Source organism: Corynebacterium sp. HMSC074C03 (assembly GCF_001838285.1).
Lineage (GTDB): Bacteria > Actinomycetota > Actinomycetes > Mycobacteriales > Mycobacteriaceae > Corynebacterium > Corynebacterium amycolatum.
In genome coordinates this window covers 59,483-77,358 of the sequence record NZ_KV836220.1, presented here as the reverse complement: position 1 = coordinate 77,358, position 17,876 = coordinate 59,483, and the positions used below count along the sequence as shown (strand labels likewise).

Annotated in this window: 17 protein-coding genes and 1 riboswitch; of the genes, 6 read left to right on the top strand and 11 right to left on the bottom strand. The window is 59.3% G+C overall.

What is annotated here, in order from left to right:
- Positions 1 to 158: 158 nt before the first annotated feature.
- The gene (locus tag HMPREF2847_RS06465) at positions 159 to 1,745 is read left to right on the top strand and encodes an alkaline phosphatase D family protein (RefSeq protein ID WP_070851884.1); all 1,587 of its coding nucleotides are present in this window, start codon (positions 159 to 161) and stop codon (positions 1,743 to 1,745) included.
- Positions 1,746 to 1,781: 36 nt separating this feature from the next.
- Here HMPREF2847_RS06465 and HMPREF2847_RS06460 read toward each other — a convergent pair whose 3' ends face one another.
- The 4 genes from HMPREF2847_RS06460 to thiO are packed head-to-tail and all read right to left on the bottom strand — an operon-like array spanning position 1,782 to position 5,293.
- Complete coding sequence (locus HMPREF2847_RS06460; RefSeq protein ID WP_070851883.1) at positions 1,782 to 2,984, bottom strand: ThiF family adenylyltransferase; 1,203 nt, start codon at positions 2,982 to 2,984, stop codon at positions 1,782 to 1,784.
- Positions 2,984 to 3,868, bottom strand: coding sequence for a thiazole synthase (locus HMPREF2847_RS06455; RefSeq protein ID WP_210401622.1), 885 nt, complete (start codon positions 3,866 to 3,868; stop codon positions 2,984 to 2,986). The genes HMPREF2847_RS06460 and HMPREF2847_RS06455 overlap by 1 nt, the downstream gene beginning before the upstream one ends.
- A 2-nt stretch (positions 3,869 to 3,870) precedes the next feature.
- The gene (thiS, locus tag HMPREF2847_RS06450) at positions 3,871 to 4,104 is read right to left on the bottom strand and encodes a sulfur carrier protein ThiS (protein WP_038626535.1); all 234 of its coding nucleotides are present in this window, start codon (positions 4,102 to 4,104) and stop codon (positions 3,871 to 3,873) included.
- A 13-nt stretch (positions 4,105 to 4,117) separates the two neighbouring features.
- Positions 4,118 to 5,293, bottom strand: a complete 1,176-nt coding sequence (thiO, locus tag HMPREF2847_RS06445; protein WP_070851905.1) for a glycine oxidase ThiO — start codon at positions 5,291 to 5,293, stop codon at positions 4,118 to 4,120.
- A gap of 7 nt (positions 5,294 to 5,300) precedes the next feature.
- A riboswitch (TPP riboswitch) is annotated at positions 5,301 to 5,423 on the bottom strand.
- Between the two features lie 70 nt (positions 5,424 to 5,493).
- Between thiO and HMPREF2847_RS06440 the strand changes: the two genes are divergently transcribed.
- On the top strand, positions 5,494 to 6,252 hold the full coding sequence (locus HMPREF2847_RS06440) for a thiamine phosphate synthase (protein ID WP_070851882.1): 759 nt from the start codon (positions 5,494 to 5,496) through the stop codon (positions 6,250 to 6,252).
- 270 nt (positions 6,253 to 6,522) lie between these two features.
- On the opposite strand, the gene HMPREF2847_RS06435 is transcribed toward HMPREF2847_RS06440, so the two are convergent.
- Positions 6,523 to 7,224, bottom strand: a complete 702-nt coding sequence (locus HMPREF2847_RS06435; protein WP_070833248.1) for a potassium channel family protein — start codon at positions 7,222 to 7,224, stop codon at positions 6,523 to 6,525.
- The gene (locus HMPREF2847_RS06430) at positions 7,217 to 8,647 is read right to left on the bottom strand and encodes a TrkH family potassium uptake protein (RefSeq protein ID WP_070851881.1); all 1,431 of its coding nucleotides are present in this window, start codon (positions 8,645 to 8,647) and stop codon (positions 7,217 to 7,219) included. Before HMPREF2847_RS06430 ends, HMPREF2847_RS06435 begins: the two co-directional genes overlap by 8 nt.
- A gap of 422 nt (positions 8,648 to 9,069) precedes the next feature.
- Here HMPREF2847_RS06430 and trpB point away from each other — a divergent pair, with 422 nt between their 5' ends.
- Entirely contained in the window at positions 9,070 to 10,395 is a 1,326-nt protein-coding gene (gene trpB / locus HMPREF2847_RS06425) for a tryptophan synthase subunit beta (protein WP_070851880.1), read from the top strand.
- Between the two features lie 66 nt (positions 10,396 to 10,461).
- Here trpB and HMPREF2847_RS11590 read toward each other — a convergent pair whose 3' ends face one another.
- The 3 genes from HMPREF2847_RS11590 to purD form a co-directional block, all read right to left on the bottom strand.
- On the bottom strand, positions 10,462 to 10,617 hold the full coding sequence (locus tag HMPREF2847_RS11590) for a hypothetical protein (protein WP_168168367.1): 156 nt from the start codon (positions 10,615 to 10,617) through the stop codon (positions 10,462 to 10,464).
- Positions 10,618 to 11,432: 815 nt separating this feature from the next.
- Positions 11,433 to 12,560, bottom strand: a complete 1,128-nt coding sequence (locus HMPREF2847_RS06420) for an aminotransferase class I/II-fold pyridoxal phosphate-dependent enzyme (protein ID WP_070851879.1) — start codon at positions 12,558 to 12,560, stop codon at positions 11,433 to 11,435.
- A gap of 239 nt (positions 12,561 to 12,799) precedes the next feature.
- On the bottom strand, positions 12,800 to 14,074 hold the full coding sequence (purD, locus tag HMPREF2847_RS06415) for a phosphoribosylamine--glycine ligase (protein ID WP_070549876.1): 1,275 nt from the start codon (positions 14,072 to 14,074) through the stop codon (positions 12,800 to 12,802).
- Between the two features lie 80 nt (positions 14,075 to 14,154).
- On the opposite strand from purD, the gene HMPREF2847_RS06410 reads away from it, so the two are divergent.
- The 3 genes from HMPREF2847_RS06410 to HMPREF2847_RS06400 all read left to right on the top strand — a co-directional run bounded on the left by HMPREF2847_RS06410 (position 14,155) and on the right by HMPREF2847_RS06400 (position 16,230).
- Positions 14,155 to 14,577, top strand: coding sequence for an HIT family protein (locus HMPREF2847_RS06410; protein ID WP_070851878.1), 423 nt, complete (start codon positions 14,155 to 14,157; stop codon positions 14,575 to 14,577).
- A gap of 170 nt (positions 14,578 to 14,747) precedes the next feature.
- Positions 14,748 to 15,467 carry an esterase/lipase family protein gene (locus tag HMPREF2847_RS06405; RefSeq protein WP_049172143.1) on the top strand — a complete coding sequence of 240 codons (720 nt, stop codon included), beginning with the start codon at positions 14,748 to 14,750 and terminating at the stop codon, positions 15,465 to 15,467.
- Positions 15,457 to 16,230, top strand: a complete 774-nt coding sequence (locus HMPREF2847_RS06400; protein ID WP_070851877.1) for an alpha/beta hydrolase — start codon at positions 15,457 to 15,459, stop codon at positions 16,228 to 16,230. Before HMPREF2847_RS06405 ends, HMPREF2847_RS06400 begins: the two co-directional genes overlap by 11 nt.
- A 9-nt stretch (positions 16,231 to 16,239) precedes the next feature.
- Here the strand turns inward: HMPREF2847_RS06400 and HMPREF2847_RS06395 are convergent, their stop codons facing one another.
- Both HMPREF2847_RS06395 and HMPREF2847_RS06390 read right to left on the bottom strand, forming a co-directional pair.
- Positions 16,240 to 17,082: a PaaI family thioesterase gene (locus HMPREF2847_RS06395; protein WP_070851876.1), complete on the bottom strand. Its 843-nt coding sequence runs from the start codon at positions 17,080 to 17,082 to the stop codon at positions 16,240 to 16,242.
- A 126-nt stretch (positions 17,083 to 17,208) separates the two neighbouring features.
- A complete protein-coding gene (locus HMPREF2847_RS06390; RefSeq protein ID WP_016421434.1) occupies positions 17,209 to 17,583 on the bottom strand; it encodes a hypothetical protein in 375 nt (124 codons plus the stop codon).
- Between the last annotated feature and the right edge of the window lie 293 nt (positions 17,584 to 17,876).

Genomic DNA, 17,876 nt, shown 5'->3' with positions numbered 1-17,876 from the left:
CTCGGAAGACACATTCCTCCCAAGTCGGTTATCTACGTTACAAAAAGAAACCCAGCCATTCTCAATATCCAAGCCTTTGTGCTGTAATTGAGACTTTTTCCTTCGAGTTCACGCTGGTTTAACTGAACGTCAAAGTGGAAAACCTATCGTTCGACTCCATGCAGCTTTCCCGTCGCAGCGCTCTACGTTTAGGCGCATCCACCGCACTTGCTACTTCAGTCACGCTCGCTCATGCCTCTGGAGCTGCCGCTTCAGTTACACCGGGTTCGCCGTCACTGGCCTCCCCAGGGTTATTGCGTTCTCGGCCACAGCTCACCCACGGCGTTGCGAGTGGCGATATCCGCGGCGACGGCGCATTAATTTGGGCTCGCTCAGACCGCCCCGCCCGCATGATGGTTGAAACTGCTGCAACTGAGAGCTTCCAGAATGCCAAGGTATTCCTCAGCAACTCTCTGTTAACTCCGGGCACCGACGGCACCGGACGTCTACGTGTCGTCGGTCTCGAGCCGGGACAGGAAACCTTTTACCGCGTCACGTTGGAAGAGGCAGATACTGGAGTTTGCTCTGATCCCGTTATTGGCACCTTCCGTACTGCCCCCAACCGCGCATCCAACATCCGATTGCACTGGTCCGGCGATGTCGCAGGTCAGGGTTGGGGAATTAACGACGAAATCGGTGGCTACACCGGCTTCTCCACCATGCTGGAGCGCAATCCAGACCTATTCATTCACTCAGGCGACACCTGCTATGCCGACGGTCCGCTGGATGAATCTGTCACGCTTTCCGACGGCACTGTGTGGCGCAACCATGTCACTCCAGCCAAATCCAAGGTTGCTGAAACTCTCGAAGAGTACCGTGGCCAGTACTCCTACAACCTCATGGACAAGAACTACTTGGCCTTCAATGCGCAGGTTCCGCAGCTGGTCCAGTGGGATGACCACGAAACAGTCAACAACTGGTATCCCAACGAAGTCCTCGATGATGATCGCTATACCGAGCGCGATGTCAACACCCTGGCCAAGCGCGCCTACCAGGCTTTCCATGAGTGGCAGCCGATTGACCAGCAAATGACAGTGGATGGGCGCGTCTACCGCAAGGTTTCCTACGGACCTCTGCTAGACATCTTCATCCTGGATATGCGCAGCTACAAGGGAGAAAACACTTCCAATAATCCGCGCTCAACAACCGAAGAACCAATCCTTGGCGAAAAGCAGACAAACTGGTTAATCGACTCCCTCAAGGACTCCCGCGCGACGTGGAAGATTGTTGCTAATGACCTACCGCTTGGAATCATCGTCCCCGACGGCGACGATGGTGACCAAGAAAGCGTATCCAATGGTGCCTCCGGTGCGCCTGCAGGACGTGAACGTGAAATCGCCCGTCTGCTCAGCGCCATTAAGGATGTTTCAAATATCGTTTGGCTCACCGCCGATGTTCACTACACCGCGGCTCACCACTACAGCCCGGAGCGCGCACAGTTCACCGACTTCGCACCCTTCTGGGAATTCGTCTCCGGTCCTCTCCACGCGGGCGCTTTCGGCCCCAACGAAATGGATTCGACCTTCGGGCCGAAGGTGGAGTACGTCCACGCACCGGGTAAGGACAATGCCAACGCCGACCCCACACAGGATTTCCAACACTTCGGCGAAGTCGATATCGACGGCGACTCACGCGAGATGACTGTCCGTCTGCTCACCACCCGCGGCACCGAATTGTGGTCGACAACGCTGAAGCCGCAGGCGTAGGCAAGCTGTTCAACAGAGCGTGGCGGCAGCTACTAATTAGTGCGTTCCGCCACGCTTCACGACGGTCTCCTGCCCCGCCGCCTGCCAGGCCACAATGCCCCCGTCCAAGTTGATGAGCTCCGGCGTGGCACCATCAGCCTCGGTATCGCTGGCCAGCAGCTCAATCGCCTGTTGCGAGCGGGCCCCCGAGTGGCAGTGAATGAGAACTCCCTCTGCCCCAGTTGCGACACCGTCAGCCTGCGCAAGTGCCTCATTCACAGCAGCCCACCCACGGCTGCGAATATCGCCGAGTGGCACAAGCACCGATCCGGCAATGGCGACCTCCGCGTGCTCATCGGGTTCACGTACATCGATGAGAGGCACTCCCCTGGCAAGAAGCTCGTGCGCCATGTTGGGACCGATGCTGCGCACGCTCTGCGCCGGGTCCTCTTCATCCTCGGACCACGATGCTGCGCACACCTGCGCAATTTCGGTCAGGTCGGAAACGGGTTCGCGCTCCGGGTCGGCTGCAAAGGACAGTGTGCGGGTGGTTGCCTCCAGGGCGTCGATAAGCACGAGCTTGCCGACGGCGACCTTGCCGACACCGGTGAGCACCTTGATTGCTTCGACGACCATCATGGAACCAATCTGACCGACCATTGCGCCGAGGACCCCACCTGCGGCGCACGACGGCACGGAGCCGGGGTCGGGGATGTCGGGGTAGAGATCGCGAAGCATGGGTCCGTGGCCTGGCCAGAAGACGGACAGCTGCCCTGCGAACTGCAGGATTGTGGCCCAGACCAGCGGGGTTCCGGTCAGCTCCGCAGCATCGGAAGACAGATAGCGGGTGGCGAAATTGTCCGCGCCGTCGAGCACTACATCGTGAGTGGCAAAGAGCTTCTCGGCATTGTCGACGCTCAACCTGTCGACAATTGCGGTCACCGATGCCTCGGAGTCGAGGCGCCGCACAGCATCCGCGGCGGATTCGGCCTTCGGGCGACCAATGTCAGACTCGCGGTGAATGACCTGGCGCTGCAAGTTGGACTCGTCGACTACGTCATCGTCAATAATGGTGATGTGTCCGACCCCTGCACCGGCCAGGTACAACAACGCGGGCGATCCCAGGCCACCAGCGCCGATAACGAGGACGCGGGAAGCTCGCAAAGTTCGCTGCCCCTCGGCGCCAAAGCCCGGCAGTGTCAGATGCCGCGCGTACCGGCGAAGGTCGCGATCCGATAGATTGACACCCTGCTCAGCCATTACAGGGAATCCTGCTCGCGTGCGCCGCTGACGCGCTCGGTGATGATTCCCTCAAACGACGAGCTCGCCTGAGCCAGTCGGCGGCGTGGAATGCGACCGGACTCACGGGCAGTCAGACCCGCCTCAACGCCGAAACGCATCGCCGTGGCCATGCCCACCGGATCATGTGCACGCGTCACAGCGGATGCCAGCAGCACTGCATCGCAGCCCAGCTCCATTGCCTGCGCTGCCTCGGAGGCGGTGCCGATGCCCGCGTCCAGGATGATGGGCACATTCGCGCGGTCAACAATCAGCTCGATGTTGTGTGGGTTGAGAATTCCCAGGCCAGTGCCAATCGGAGAGCCCGCCGGCATGACCGCTGCGCAGCCCAGATCCTCCAGCCGCTTGGCCAGCGCCGGATCGTCATTGGTGTAGGCGAAAACGACGAAGTCGTCAGCCACCAGCTGCTCCGCTGCCGCAACTAGTTCAACTGGATCCGGCAGCAGAGTGTCCTCGTCGGCGATGACCTCGAGCTTCAGCAGGTTGGTCTCCAGCGCCTCGCGGGCCAACTGCGCAGTCAACACCGAGTCACGAGCGGTATAGCACCCCGCGGTATTCGGCAGCGCCGCGATATTGTTGCGCTGCAAAATCTCAAAAACGCTCTGCTTCGTGCCGGGCGTAAAGCGGCGCATCGCCACCGTAGTCAGCTCGGTGCCCGAAGCCACCAGTGCGCGCTCCAGCGTATCCATACTGGTCGCACCGCCAGTTCCCATAATCAGACGGGAGTTCAATTCCAGCCCGCCAATGCGCAGCGGTTCCCGTGTAAGTTCGCGCGTCAGTTCGCTCGCCGCCCCGGTTTCGTTTGCTTGTGCGGACATATTTTCCTGTGCGGACTTCTCAGTCATCTCTAGCCTCCCTGAACTGCTGTCACGATGTCGATTGCACCTGCCACGGGCGTGGTCGCCCACTTGGCACGCGGAATCACCGCACCATCCACGGCTACTGCAATCCCCAGGCGGGTGCCGTCCGCGGCAGTGCCGTCGTCGTTAAGCGCGTGCCCCGTGTGCTTTGCGACGAGATCTGCGACCATCTCCCCCGCAGCCGGTGTGTAGCCTTCGCCATTGAGTGTTGTGGTGGACATAAGCGAGCCTCCTCTAATCGCTGAAGCGGAATGGATTGACGGCGGAAAGAAGCGCCGGGTCGTTGTCAGTTTCCCGACCTGCGACGACATCGGCCGTGAGCTTGGAGCCGATGGCCGTAAGCAGAATGCCGTGACGGAAGTAGCCGGTGGACACGGTCAGTCCTGGAGCCACGCGACCAATCATGGGGACATCGTCTGGGGAACCAGGCCGGGCGCGGGCGGTCATCTCGTAGATTTCGCAGTCGAGAATGCCGGGCACCAGGCGGTATGCGTCGCGGAGTAGCTGGTGGACTCCTTCGGCGGAGACGCCGGTCAGGTCATCTTCACGCGAGGTTGCGCCGAGCACGACGGTGCCGTCGGCACGCGGGACGATATAAACCGGACGCCCCTGAACCACACCGCGAATAGTGCGAGTGACCAGTGGCTGCAGGCGCTCCGGTACACGCAGACGCAGCACATCTCCATAGACCGGGCGCAGCGGCAGATTCAGATTCTCCGGCAGACCGGCCATATCGGCGGTGTTCAGCCCCGCAGCCAGAACGACCTCATCGGCGAGGCAGTCATTTCCGTCCGTGCCGCGCAGCCCAATGGCTTGGCGGGGGTCGGCATCGGAAGCGTAAATAACCTCTTCCGCGCGGGTGCGGATGACGCGGTCTCCCAGAATGGTCAGCAACGCTTCGGCGAGCAGACGCGGATTGACCTGGTGATCTCCCGGAATATCCACCGCACCAACACAGCCCGGCCCCAGTGCCGGTTCTGCCCGGCGCGCCTCGGTGGCGGTGATGCGGTTGATCTCCATGCCCATGTCATGCTGCAGCTCAACGAGCTCGCTGAGTGTCTGCCGGTCAGCGGCATCGCCCGCACAAACAAACGTGGAATTCTCGATATAGCCAACATCGTGGCCCGATTCCTCGGCGATGGCCTGGGCAAAGTCGCGGTAGAGCTTGCCCGATTCCACCATCAGCGGATACAGCGTCGGCTGATCCCACACGACTTCGGCAACCGGCGCCAGCATGCCAGCCGCGGCGAAGGTTGCGCCGGAAACGGGCTCGGCATCGAGGACGGTCACATCGAATCCCTGGCGGAGTAGTCTCCATGCCGTCGCCAAGCCGATAATGCCCGCGCCTGCGATAACAACGCTTGACGACGTATTCCCTGTGCCGCCCTCACTTGTCGAGGCGGCACCCATAGCGGCAGCATTCACTGCCATTCCTCCCTCCGGCGGCATAACCCGCATCAGGTAAAAGCGGTCGGCGTTACTCGCCCTCTCAGCCAGCGGCATCTCATCGATACCGAGTACGGCTCCCGCGGAACGTGGTACTCCCCCATCATATGACTTTGGGCTCTCCGCCACGACACCGCATCCCCAACCTCGCCTAGCATGGGGACATGAACGCCTCATCAGCTGCCACTCGCACAACACGACGCGCCCTGCTTGCCGACGCCCGCCTGTACCTCTGCACCGACTCGCGTGCATCCCGCGGTGATCTGCGCGAATTTCTGCACGCCTGTTACGAAGGCGGCACCGACATCATCCAGCTGCGCGACAAGAAAGTCGACACTCGCGACGAGATTGCCGCCGTGGAGATCCTCGCCGAGGTCGCCGCTGAACACGGCAAGCTCTTCGCCGTCAATGACCGCGCCGACATTGCCGCGCTGACCGGCGCAGACATTCTGCATGTGGGCCAGGAAGACCTCACGACCGAGCAGGCCCGCCAGATCGTTGGCCCCGAGGTTCTCATCGGCCGATCCAACCGAAATTTGGACATGTTCGCCGCCTCACTTGCCGACGATGGCATCGATTACGCGGTAATCGGTCCGGTTTATGCCACCCCGACGAAGCCCGACCGTCAGCCCGTCGGAGTCGAGATGGTTCATGAAGCTGCGGCACTGGTGCGGAGAGTGCGCGCACAGGGTTCGGCGGAGTCCCACCAGGATTCCGTGGCCGATATTGTGCGCCCACACGACCGCGGCGCAAGTGACCCCGTCAAGCCATGGTGGGCAATCGGCGGTATCAACGCCGAGACCGCTGGTGAAGTTATCGCCGCTGGTGCGGAGCGCATTGTGGTGGTTCGCGCACTGACCGAGGCAGAAAATCCGGAAGAGGCAGCGCGTGCTTTGCGCGCTGTGGTTGCGGGCGGTCGCTGAGTTTCATGGGTTAAGTAGCAAAAGTGTGTCCGCTCGGCGTGTCGCTGGGTGGGCACCATTTGCTATTTAGCCTTACTTCGCCCCAATGCGAGTTAGTGACTGCGTTTATGACAAAATTGGCCTGAACCTACCGGCCTGAAAGCGTCATAAACTCGCACAGTTTCACATGTGCAGCCCGTTGAGCTGGGCGTGGACCCCGCCTTTCCACACTGTTGGTTGTTGATTTCCATCGCGACGAAGCCCCGCGTGCACGGACTCCGTCGCTTCCTGTTACTCTCCGGCGAATGTCTCCAACTGCCGAATAGCGCCGGAGACAATCAACAGGTCACCTGCGGAAATGCGGTCGTCGGCAAGCGCAGGGCGGAAGCGCTGACCGCGCTTTTGTACGGCGACAACCGTAATCGGTGCGCTCTGGTTAATCTCCGCCACCGTCTTATCCAGGCAGTGGATTGGCGGCGCGACCTTGCCTACTGCGTAATCGCGGTCGAACTCCAGGAAGTCCTGGACCTTGCCGCCGATGAGGTGCGCAATACGACGACCGGTGTCGGCCTCCGGGCGAATGACGTGGTGGACACCAATCTGGCCCAGGATTTTGGCGTGGGCCTGGTTGTCGGCCTTTGCCCAAATCATGGGCACGCCCATGTCTACCAGCGCGGACGCAGTTAGCAGCGATGCCTCGATGTCACTGCCGATGGCGATAACAACACGTTCGGCTTCATCGACACCGAGCTGCTTCAGTACCTCCGGCATGGTGGTATCGGCGGTGACCACATGGTCGAAGGTCGAAGACAGCTCCTGGACTACCTTTTCGCGATGATCAACACAGAGAACCTCGATGCCGCCGGCAACCAGTTCCTCACCGAGTGCCTGGCCGAAACGCCCCATGCCGAGTATGACAACAGGCGAAGAGCTGGCCTGGTTGGAGAAATGCTCCGCGAAACCTGCAAACGGATTGAATTTCGAGTTAGCCAATGAAGGGCCTTTCTTCCGGATATTCGTAGATGCGCTGGCGTGGGCGGGCGGCCAAGGCCGTCGCCAAGGCGATTGGGCCAACACGGCCGGCGAACATCAGCACGATGAAGATTGCCTGTGCCGCCACCGGCAGGTCAGCGGTTATACCTGTGGAAAGGCCCACCGTGGCGAAAGCACTGACTACTTCAAAAAGGATTTGGTCAGTAGAAAACTGTGGCGCTAGGAAACTGACGGCGATTACTGCCAGAAACACCTGGCCAATACCGAATGCAAGAACAACGAGGGCCTGGCGCAGCACCTTTGGGTTCAGGCGCCGCCTAGCCACGGATACGGAGGTGTCACCGCGAATCTCCGCGAGAACGGCGGCGAGAATGACTGCCGACGTCGTGATTTTCACGCCACCTGCAGTACCACCGGTGCCACCACCAATGAACATGAGGAAGTCAGTGCCCAGCAGTGTCGACGGGTGAAAGTCTGCGTAATCGAGTGCGTTGAACCCCGCGGTACGCGGGCTCACACCAGCGAAGAATGAGTTGAGTATCTTCTCCCCCGTGGTGAATCCAGACATGGCATTGGACCACTCACCAAATGCCACCATGAGCGTGCCCAAGGCAATCAGCAGGATGGTGCCTTTAATGGTGAAGCGAGTAGTCAATGACCAGCGCTTAGGCAGCTGTCCTCGAGTGCGAACGCTGAGCCACGCTTTGCCGTGCCGCCAGGCCTCGAGCAAAACAGGAAAACCCAGACCACCCACGATGAGGGCGAAGGCCAGTGGCAAAAGCACCCAGGCATCGCTATAGAACCCGATGACATTGTCGGTATACAGAGCGAAGCCGGCGTTGTTAAAGCCGGAGATGGCATGGAACAAGCCTTCCCACACAGCTCTTCCCCAGCTGTACTCATAACCGAAGTGGAACCGCAGCGTTAGTGCCACTGCGACCACAAACTCCACCAACAGAGTGAAGCTAACAGCAGCACGGACAACCCATGAGATTTCCCCCATGTCCATACCGCGGCCTTCAACGCGGGCACCGGCACGGCGGTTAAGGCCGAGCCTTCCTGCTACGAAGAGGCCGAAAAGTGAAGCCAAGGTCATGAACCCGAGACCACCCAGCTGAATCAACAACATGATGACGACCTTGCCGAAGGTTGACCAATGGGTGGCCGTATCTACGGTGATCAGGCCGGTCAGGCTTGTTGCTGAGGTGGCTGTGAACAGCGCATCAGACAGCGCCGTGGGCAAACACATATCCCCAGGGCTCGGGGCACACTGCCCCGTGGGATGGCTATTGGCCGCCGAAATCGGCAGCATTAACAAAACCGTGCCAGCGGTTATCAGGGCGACATAACACCACACCACCAACGTCGTGGGACGAACTCCCCGACGTGATTTAGTGGCGTGCCGCGACAGCGTAATCACCATCGGAACGTTAGTCCTCGTGGCCAGCGATGTCGAGGGGAATGCTGATATTCCGCCTCTGCATATGCCGGGACTTAGCGGGGAGCTGCTTTACGACCCCAGACACCGTTGCAATATCCCGTACACATTTCGCGCCCCATCCCCGCCCCCACACCCCACCCCGCTTTGGCTACTGCGGAAACCTTGAGTTATGGTCAGATTCATGATGACACCCCTGATGAACACACCCGCGCCGTGCGGCGCACAGTGGTGGTGGCTCGCTTAAGTCCGCGAGCAACGTCACGTCATCTCATTAATGTCGACGGCAAACCCGTCAAGTACGAGCTCGCAAGAAGATAAATCTGGCGGGCTCTTTTCTTTTATCGGTTCGGCGAAGAGAACCAGGGCCCGCTGAAATAAACAACAGCAACGAAAGGCTCTCTTCAATGACTGATTACAACCCCAGCGCGGATGCCATCGCCAAGGCTTCAGCACCGACTGCAACCAGGGTGCCGTCGGCAAGCGTTAACGGCGCGGGCGAGGTGCGCGAAACCCTCTTGCCTGCATTTTTCGGTCGCTTCGGTGGACAGGAAGTGCCGGAGTTCCTGCTGCCAGCACTCGATGAGCTGGAAGCGGCTTACATCGAGGCGATGAGCGATCCGGAGTTCCAGCGCGAGCTGGAAGAACTGCGCCGCGATTTCCTCGGCCGCGCAACCCCGCTGTTCGAATGCCGACGTCTATCCACGCCGAACACGACGATTGTGCTCAAGCGCGAGGACTTGAACCACGGCGGCGCGCACAAGGGCAACAACGTGGTCGGCCAGGCGCTGCTGGCAAAGCGCATGGGAAAAACCCGTCTCATTGCTGAGACGGGTGCAGGCCAGCACGGCACGGCCACCGCGATGGCTGCAGCGCTGCTGGGACTTGAGTGCGAGATTTACATGGGCGCGCACGATGTCGCCCGCCAGCACCCCAATGTCGAGCGCATGGAGCTCATGGGCGCGAAGGTCGTTCCCGTCACCACCGGCGAGGCCGGTTTGAAGGATGCTATTGACGAGGCACTGGTCGAGTGGAGCAAGACTCTCGACTCCACTTTCTACCTGCTGGGCACAGCCGCCGGACCGCACCCATTCCCCACTATCGTGCGTGAATTCCAGCAGGTCATCTCGGAGGAGTCACGCAGTCAGATGGTCGAGCGTTACGGCAAGCTTCCCGACGCTGTCATCGCAGCCGTCGGTGGCGGCTCCAACGCCATTGGCGCATTTGCTAACTACATCGACGACTCCGATGTCGCCCTCATTGGCGTCGAGCCTGCAGGTGAGGGACTCGACACCGATCGTCACGGCGCGCCCATCAATGGGGGCAAGACTGGTGTCCTTCACGGCATGCGCTCATTTGTCATGCTTTCCGACGACGGCGAGGTGTTGCCATCGCACTCCATCTCGGCGGGCTTGGATTACCCGTCCGTTGGCCCGGAGCACGGCATGCTGAAGGAGAATGGCCGCGCCAGCTATGTCGGAATTACCGACGAGGAGGCGCTGGAAGCGTTCCAGTTGCTCAGCCGCATGGAGGGCATTATTCCGGCGATGGAATCCTCGCATGCGCTGGCGCAGGCCATTAAGATTGCGCGGCTCCGTGAAACCACCCCTGCCGCTGGTAGCGAGCTCGGGCTGCCGGTTCACGAAGGCGATGAGCCTTTGCTGTTGCTCGTGAACCTGTCGGGTCGCGGTGATAAGGATATGGAGCAGGTCCGGGAGTTCCTGAACCAGTAGGGATAACCAGTAGGGATTGCTTCCCCACTAGCTGCCTTGCAGGAATCGGACCAAAGCTAATTCTTGTTAGGCAGCGCGGCGGTCGTCGGCGGCGATGCCCTGGTTCGGGTTCGCCTCCACGATGGCTTCGGCAAGCAGCGATGCCAGCGCATCCTGCTTAGATTCCTTGCCGTCCCGGAAAACCGGGGACACAGTATCCATAATCTCGTTGAATGCGTTCATCAGAGGTCACCTCTCTTAAGATCTCTTTGATCTTTATTGTTGGACTTCTCCAACCGATTCTTTGCGATTCCGCAGTTGAAACAATGTATCATCGAACCGATTGGAACTTATGACTTGCAACCGTAGACCACAACACAAGACCTGGCAAGCACTAAACTTTATTTTTAGTTAACCTTTTGTTAACTTTTGGACGCTTTTTAGCTCGGATACGGCACCGCAAACAGCCCTCCTCAACACCACCCCAAGCTTCGCCTCGCCGCTCCCGATAACGGCTTCAAAAATCACGCTTTTACACAGCCAAAAAACAGGGCGCGAAAGTCTCTTTTGGTCAGACATAAACTATCCCCACCGAAAGCGCTTGCAACCATCGTTGAATGTGGGTTACATACCGTACTCAATCGTCACCCCGCGCACGAATAGCCACCAGCTTCCCAGGGGCTTAACCCAGTGGCAATTAAAGAAAAAGCCCCCCTGCCAGCATAAATAGCCCACTGACAGAGCTTCCGACCGCCGAAAATACTACCGTGAAGGCCATCCCGCCCCTCTATCAACTCATCCCTAGCCTCGCTGGATGTGACCGCAGCCACGAAGCCCTCAATCTGAGGCAGTTTTTCCGCCTTTACAGCGAACGAGCAGTCAGGAAAACAGAGCCCCAACGCCTGCCTCCCAAAACTGCCCCAACATCAGCCCAGCAAGCGGCTACCGACACAGGATTTAAAGCAGCGATTCGTCCACCGAGCCCCTACCTCAACCGACCTCAAAAACACCCCTGAAAGGGTGAGGTAAATCACATCACAAACGTCGCTAACGGCCGCTTAACCACGACCAGTGAACACCCCAATACGCCGAATAGCCTCTTCCATCTCAGAAGTCTCACCGGCGAAGCAGAGGCGAACCCACTCATGGCCGTTCTCTGTGTCGAAGTCGATTCCAGGGGCAACGGCCACGCCCGTTGCAGCCAACAGTTCCCGAGCCCATGTCATGGAGTCGACGGAGTTCGGGTCGTCGTAAAGCCCTGCAATATTGGCATAGATATAGAAACCGCCGTCGGGCGGGGCGATATTACCGAGACCGACGCGGGGCAGCCCCTCGAGCAAAACATCGCGATTACGTGCGTAGCGCGTCACATGCGAATTCAGCTCGGCGATGGATTCAGGGCTGAACGCCTCTACTGCCGCCTCCTGCGAAATTGCCGGTGGGCAAACAGTGAGGTTGGCTTCGAGACGATCCAGAGGCGCACGCAACCACTCTGGAACGATGAGCCAGCCGACGCGCCAGCCGGTCATCGAGAAGTACTTACTGACACTGCCGACTACGACCGCCGCATCAGAAAACTCGCGTGCTGACGCACACTGTCGACCATAGGTAATGCCGTGGTAAATCTCGTCGGAGATGAGCAGGCAATCGTGCTGCTCGCACCACTTCGCAATGGCACGCAGCTCGTTGGCATCGATAATGGTGCCAGTGGGATTGTCCGGACTGGTGACGATCACGGCCTTGGGCACGCGCGGAAGTTCCTGCAGGTGCTGGGCGGTGAGCTGAAAGCGGGTCTCGGGACCACAGTCAATCTCGACAATGTTGGCGCCGAGCGCCTGCAGCGTATTGCGGTATGCGGGATAGCCCGGGCGCGCAAGCACAATATCGTCGCCGACGTCGAGCGCTGCGAGGAAAAGTACCACGAAACCGCCGGAAGAACCGGTGGTGATGACAACATCAGCAGCCTCCGTGGCCGTGCCATAGTTTTCACGATGCCAGGCGGCGATGGTTTCGCGCAGCTCAGGCGTGCCGACGGCCGCTGTGTAGCCCAGAACCTGATTTTCTAAATCAGCACGAGCACGGGCAATCGCGGCAGCCGGGGCCGCAGTCGCGGGCTGCCCCACACAGAGGAATAGAGCGTCACCGTGAGTACGCTGACGCTCCTGTGCGAGCGCGAGAACATCCATCACATGGAAGGGTGCGACTTCACTGCGGCGGGATGCTAGATCGCGCTCGGGCTGGGATGCCTGCAGAGGCCCCGAGGGGTTTAACGGCTGCGGTGACTGCGACGACTTTGGCGACTGCGGAGATTCGGCGTGCATACCTTCATCTTTGCAGCCACCGAGGCCACCCGGGAAATCCAGTTCAGTCCGGGTGGGTGCACCAGTGAGGTATCCGAGTGCAGCCTGACCGCCTCGAGCATTATTTAAATGGAAATGCGGCCCTCAACTGCAGGTAGTGCAATGTCGGTGCGGTAGTGCGAGCCCTCGAGCTTAATGGTCTTGATGGTCTCGTACGCCTTGTCGCGAGCCTCTTCCAGCGTGTCACCAACGCCGATCACGTTGAGCACACGGCCACCAGCGGAGACCAGCTCACCTGCAGCATTGCGGGCAGTACCTGCGTGGAGAATGCCATCTGCCTCGCGACCAGGCTCTGCACCTTCAATGACATCGCCCGTGCGCGTCGACACCGGGTAGCCTTCAGCTGCCAGTACAACAGTCAGAGCGTACCCATCACGCCAAGACAGCGGACCGAAGTCCGCCAATGTGCCGGTAGCAGCGGCGTTGAGCAGCTGCGCCACCGGGGACTCCAGCAGCGCCAGCACGGCCTGGGTCTCCGGGTCACCGAAACGGCAGTTGAACTCAATGACAGCCGGGCCGTCCTCGCCCCAGGCCAGACCCGCGTACAGCAGCCCCTGGAACGGGCAGCCGCGAGCGGCCATTTCACGAGCGACCGGCTCGCAGACCTCGGTGACGATGCGCTCAGTTGCGCCTTCCGGCAGCCAGGACAGCGGGCTGTAAGCGCCCATGCCACCGGTGTTCGGCCCCTCGTCGTTATTACCGACGCGCTTGTGGTCCTGAGCCGGCAACAGCGGAACGACGGTTTCGCCGTCGACCAGGCAGAACAGGGAAACCTCCGGGCCATCCAGGAAGGACTCCAGCAGCACCGGGTTACCGGCTGCCAGCACCGCCTTTGCGTGTTCAAGAGCTTCAGCGCGGTCCTTAGTGACCACAACGCCCTTGCCAGCAGCCAGACCGTCATCCTTCACGACCCAGTTCGGGCCAAAGCGGTCAATGGCGGCCTCGATGTCTTCATCGGAAGCCTCCGGCTGAATGGCCTCTGCCGAGGCGGTCTTTACCCCAGCCGCCTTCATGACGTCCTTAGCGAAAGCCTTGGACCCCTCAATCCGAGCCGCGTCCGCGTTCGGGCCGAAAACTGCAAAGCCAGCGTCGCGCAGCGCGTCTGCCACACCCGCGACCAGCGGAACCTCCGGGCCAATAACCACCAAATCGGCCCCAATTTCCTTGGCCAGCGCAACAGCGCCAGCGGGGTCATCCACGACCAGTGGATGCATGGTTGCAATTTCACTCATACCCGCATTACCAGGGGCTACGTGAAGATCAGTAGCCTGCGGGTCCTTACTCATTGCGTACAACAGGGCGTGCTCACGGGCACCGGAGCCAATTACGAGGATGCGCATAGCAATCATCTTACTAATCAGCCCGGATAACTCTCATCGCACCCAACCCCTCAATCCGCTATTCGGGTTACCCTTGGCACATGAGCACAGTATTTACCAAGATTATCAACGGTGAACTCCCCGGTCGTTTTGTCTACCGCGATGACAAGGTCGTCGCATTTTTGACCATCGAGCCAATCGCACCTGGTCACACTCTGGTTGTCCCTATTGAAGAGGTGGACAAGTGGACAGACGCCTCACCTGAGCTGTGGGCTCACCTCAATGAGGTTGCCCAAAAGGTTGGTCAGGCTGTTGTCTCCGCTTTTGACGCTCCACGTGCTGGCTACCTCATCGCCGGCTTCGAGGTTCCGCACACCCACATCCATATCTTCCCTGCCCACGACATGTCCGGCTACAACCTCCAATCGGTCGATCGCAATCCTTCCGCAGAGTCCATGGATGAGGCCGCCGCTAAGCTACGGAAGGTCCTCGGGACTGATGAAGACGGAAAGTTGGTGCGCTAATCGCCGCTTCAAACGAGGATTTTCGGGAAGAACAACTTCCGGTAGTCCCTGCCCCTGAAGCGCAGGAACCGGAGGCGCAAAAACCGGCTGCAGCTGAAGGATCAGCATCGCTCCCCTATGCCATCTTCCGTCCGCTGCGCGGTGTTTTCGAAGATAACTGGGGAGCCAAAGTGTCCAAATCCCGGCCGTGGCCGGTCATCCTCCTGCATGGAACAGGCCAGGTCAAGGGCATTTGGGAGACCCTCGGCGGTCAGTTACGGGAGGATGGCTGGGCTGTCTTCGCGCCAGATTTTGGGCACCGTGCAACAGACCCCATCAATCAGTCCATCGACATGCTCGTGCCTTACATCAAGGCTGTCCTGCACGCCACCGACGCAAAGCACGCCGTTATCGTGGGGCACTCGCAAGGCGGCTTAATTGCCACCCTGCTTTCTCTGCGCATTTCCAAGTACATCAAGCATGTTGTCTGCCTTGCCGCGCCCAATCACGGCACCAATCTGGGCGGCATCGCTTCCAGTATCACTAAGATCCCCGGCACAAAGTCGCTGATGAGCAACTTCGTTCAGAGCTATTGGGGCGTTTCCGGTTTGGAACAGCTCACGGGTTCAAAGATGGTTTTGAACTCCAATTCCCACGATATCCTCGGTCCCGGTGTTACTTACACCTGCATTGCCACCAAGTATGACCAGCTCATTTCCCCGCCACAGTCCTGTTTCTTGGATGATGGTGACACAGGCATGGTCACCAATCTCTATGTGCAGGACACGTTCCCTCAAGCCATCGTTTTGCACGAGCAAATGGCGCACGATTGGCGCCCCCGCGCGCTTACTCGCGAGGCACTATTCAAGCTGGTAGGCGAGGATTTTGACCCAATCGAGCATGCGGAATAGACCGCTCCTAACGCGGATTTTCCCGCCGACAGCCGCACATCCGTCCTCACCAAATCCGAGTCCAGCGTCGGGGGACCTCAGAGACCCCGTTCCGGTTATCGCACTTCATGGCACGCTCGATAGTCCCGGCGCGTGGGCACCGCTTGCCGACGGACTCCGTGCCTGCGGCCGCCGAGTCTATGTACCGGCCTACGGAGACCGTGGCACTGCTGCCCTCGTAGATTCTGTCGCCGAAGTCGAGTCCTATATCAACGGAGTCTGCACTGAAACGAACTCGGACACGGTCGATATTGTGGCTCACTCGCAGGGTGGGCTACTGGCTTTCCTGCTGTTTACGCGTCTTGCAAACCATGAATGCGAGCGTTTTTCGTTTCGACGTGTCATCAGTGTGTCGGGCTCTGTCGGCGGTGTAAATCTGACTGAGATCTCCCGCATTTTGGGCTGGTGGAATGGGGCTCCTGCCCGCTGGCTAATGGGACCGGCTTTAGCCGATCAGATTGCGGTAGCTGCAGGAAAATATGAACTTCCTGCAGCCAACACTGCCCCACACCTCCGAAGGCGCAAGGCAGCCACACCTGACTGGATTAATGTCATCAGCCACCATGACAACCTGGTCATTCCGTGGTCCGATACCGCGCAGAGCTTCCTGCCGGACAGCCAAACTGTTTTGCTCGAAACCGAGCTGGAGGGCAGGTCTGTTGCGCATTGGAAGCAGCAAACAGACCCCGAAGTGATCGATCTGATCACCCGGCTATTGGCGTAGAGCTTCGACCTAGAACTTGGTCAGCGACTCGCGCGCGGTGACGACATCCGCAAGCAGCTGCTGCGCGGCTGGCGAGGGGTTTTCAGAGGTGAGGGCCTCGATGACGACGTCGGGAAGCCCTGCGGCTCGGTAGTCGTCGACAGTGACATCGCCGTACTCGAGGACTCCGTGGAGCCATGCGACTGCACGCGACTCTGGCGAAATGCAGCGTCGTGCGGTGCGTTCCTGCTGGACGAGCACATCACGGTTTTCCACCCCGCGCATCCCCAGCCGCGCAAGAGTGCGAGCAGCAGAGATGAGGTTCTCACCGGCAACACGATCCTGCTGATTCGGATTGGCCGGCGGCTTCTTGCGACCACGACGGCGCACGTAGAGCTCCTGCTGACCAATACCGACCAGGGAACCATCGCGGTTTCGGATTACAGAGGTGTATGGAACGACCGTCGAATAGCCACCTTCGGTTTCGGCCTTAAGCTTTTCGACCATCTCATCCGGCACCTCTACCTCGAGGTACGCACCGTTCTTACCCGGCCGGATAAATTCAAACGACCCAGTTCGCGTCCACGCCTCGTACTTCTTGACATCCAGACGCTGCATAACCAGAGTGCCAAACAGCACATCCGTCATCGAAAACAGTGCACCGCCAAATGCCGCGCCATGCATATTCGCGGTCAGAGCGTTTAGGCGCAGCTCCAATCGTCCCTCAGACCAGTCATCCGCAATCTCGGTGATACGGATGCCGGTGCCAAACAGCGGCGGCCAAATGTTCAGCAAGAACTTTGCCTTAGCCGGGGACATCTCTTTCTCAGCAAGTTTGTACAGGGTGCGTCGCAGCGATGGACCAATAGACATAACTACTTACATTAGGTGCTGACCGGACGAACGTGGGCATTATTGTCAGAAAACAAAAGTGTGTCAGCTTCAGCACATACTTTACGACGGTTCCCGCGCCCCACCTTTTATTAAGACAGCGACTATTTAGGCAGCAAACCGTTCCGCCAGCGTATTGACGCGCAGAGTGAAGAAATCCCGCAATTCCGCGTAGCGGGAATAACCATAAATCCCGCGGTCAGCTGGGTCATCATATTCCCAGCGCTCAGTCTCTACATCTGGCGCGATGTAGTCCGAAACGTCGATTTTCCCCACAACAATGACCACATCCGCACTGTCTGCGAGAGACGGCGTGAGTTGATGAGGATCGCCATCGCACCGTGCCCCCACCTCACAGAGCGCACGCCGCGCGTCTTCATCCAGACCCCGGTCATCATCATCGATGCTGATACCTGCTGACAAAACTGTCAGGCCTGGGGCAGCTTGCCGCAGCAGCCCTTCTAGTACGCGTGAGAGTCCCATGTTTGAACTACTGACAAAGAGCACCTCTGACATGGCTCTATCGTAGAATATTTTTCTCGGAGAAATCACCCCAGCTTGTGGGGTTTTCTGGAAGGTTTTGCAGAAAAATGCCAAAAGCACCCATAGCGCAGGCCCTTCCCCGAGACCAGCCCTATCGACGCTTATGACTTAAAAACAAAGTCCACTTTACATGCGCATGTAACCCCTGTGAAGCATGGGGCTAGAGTTGCAGATGTGAACGCTCCGTGGCCTGTGATTTTTCTGCTGTCGGTGTTGCGCTGTTCTGCTGTCGG

What these genes read in the sequence shown, in the direction of transcription:
- purD (WP_070549876.1), bottom strand. Translation starts at nt 14,074, where the DNA reads ATGCGCATCCTCGTAATTGGCTCCGGTGCCCGTGAGCACGCCCTGTTG.
- HMPREF2847_RS06400 (WP_070851877.1), top strand. Translation starts at nt 15,457, where the DNA reads ATGCGGAATAGACCGCTCCTAACGCGGATTTTCCCGCCGACAGCCGCA.
- thiS (WP_038626535.1), bottom strand. Translation starts at nt 4,104, where the DNA reads ATGTCCACCACAACACTCAATGGCGAAGGCTACACACCGGCTGCGGGG.
- HMPREF2847_RS06390 (WP_016421434.1), bottom strand. Translation starts at nt 17,583, where the DNA reads ATGGGACTCTCACGCGTACTAGAAGGGCTGCTGCGGCAAGCTGCCCCA.
- trpB (WP_070851880.1), top strand. Translation starts at nt 9,070, where the DNA reads ATGACTGATTACAACCCCAGCGCGGATGCCATCGCCAAGGCTTCAGCA.
- HMPREF2847_RS06440 (WP_070851882.1), top strand. Translation starts at nt 5,494, where the DNA reads ATGAACGCCTCATCAGCTGCCACTCGCACAACACGACGCGCCCTGCTT.
- HMPREF2847_RS11590 (WP_168168367.1), bottom strand. Translation starts at nt 10,617, where the DNA reads ATGAACGCATTCAACGAGATTATGGATACTGTGTCCCCGGTTTTCCGG.
- HMPREF2847_RS06460 (WP_070851883.1), bottom strand. Translation starts at nt 2,984, where the DNA reads ATGGCTGAGCAGGGTGTCAATCTATCGGATCGCGACCTTCGCCGGTAC.
- HMPREF2847_RS06465 (WP_070851884.1), top strand. Translation starts at nt 159, where the DNA reads ATGCAGCTTTCCCGTCGCAGCGCTCTACGTTTAGGCGCATCCACCGCA.
- thiO (WP_070851905.1), bottom strand. Translation starts at nt 5,293, where the DNA reads ATGGGTGCCGCCTCGACAAGTGAGGGCGGCACAGGGAATACGTCGTCA.
- HMPREF2847_RS06455 (WP_210401622.1), bottom strand. Translation starts at nt 3,868, where the DNA reads ATGACTGAGAAGTCCGCACAGGAAAATATGTCCGCACAAGCAAACGAA.
- HMPREF2847_RS06420 (WP_070851879.1), bottom strand. Translation starts at nt 12,560, where the DNA reads ATGGATGTTCTCGCGCTCGCACAGGAGCGTCAGCGTACTCACGGTGAC.
- HMPREF2847_RS06410 (WP_070851878.1), top strand. Translation starts at nt 14,155, where the DNA reads ATGAGCACAGTATTTACCAAGATTATCAACGGTGAACTCCCCGGTCGT.
- HMPREF2847_RS06430 (WP_070851881.1), bottom strand. Translation starts at nt 8,647, where the DNA reads ATGGTGATTACGCTGTCGCGGCACGCCACTAAATCACGTCGGGGAGTT.
- HMPREF2847_RS06395 (WP_070851876.1), bottom strand. Translation starts at nt 17,082, where the DNA reads ATGTCTATTGGTCCATCGCTGCGACGCACCCTGTACAAACTTGCTGAG.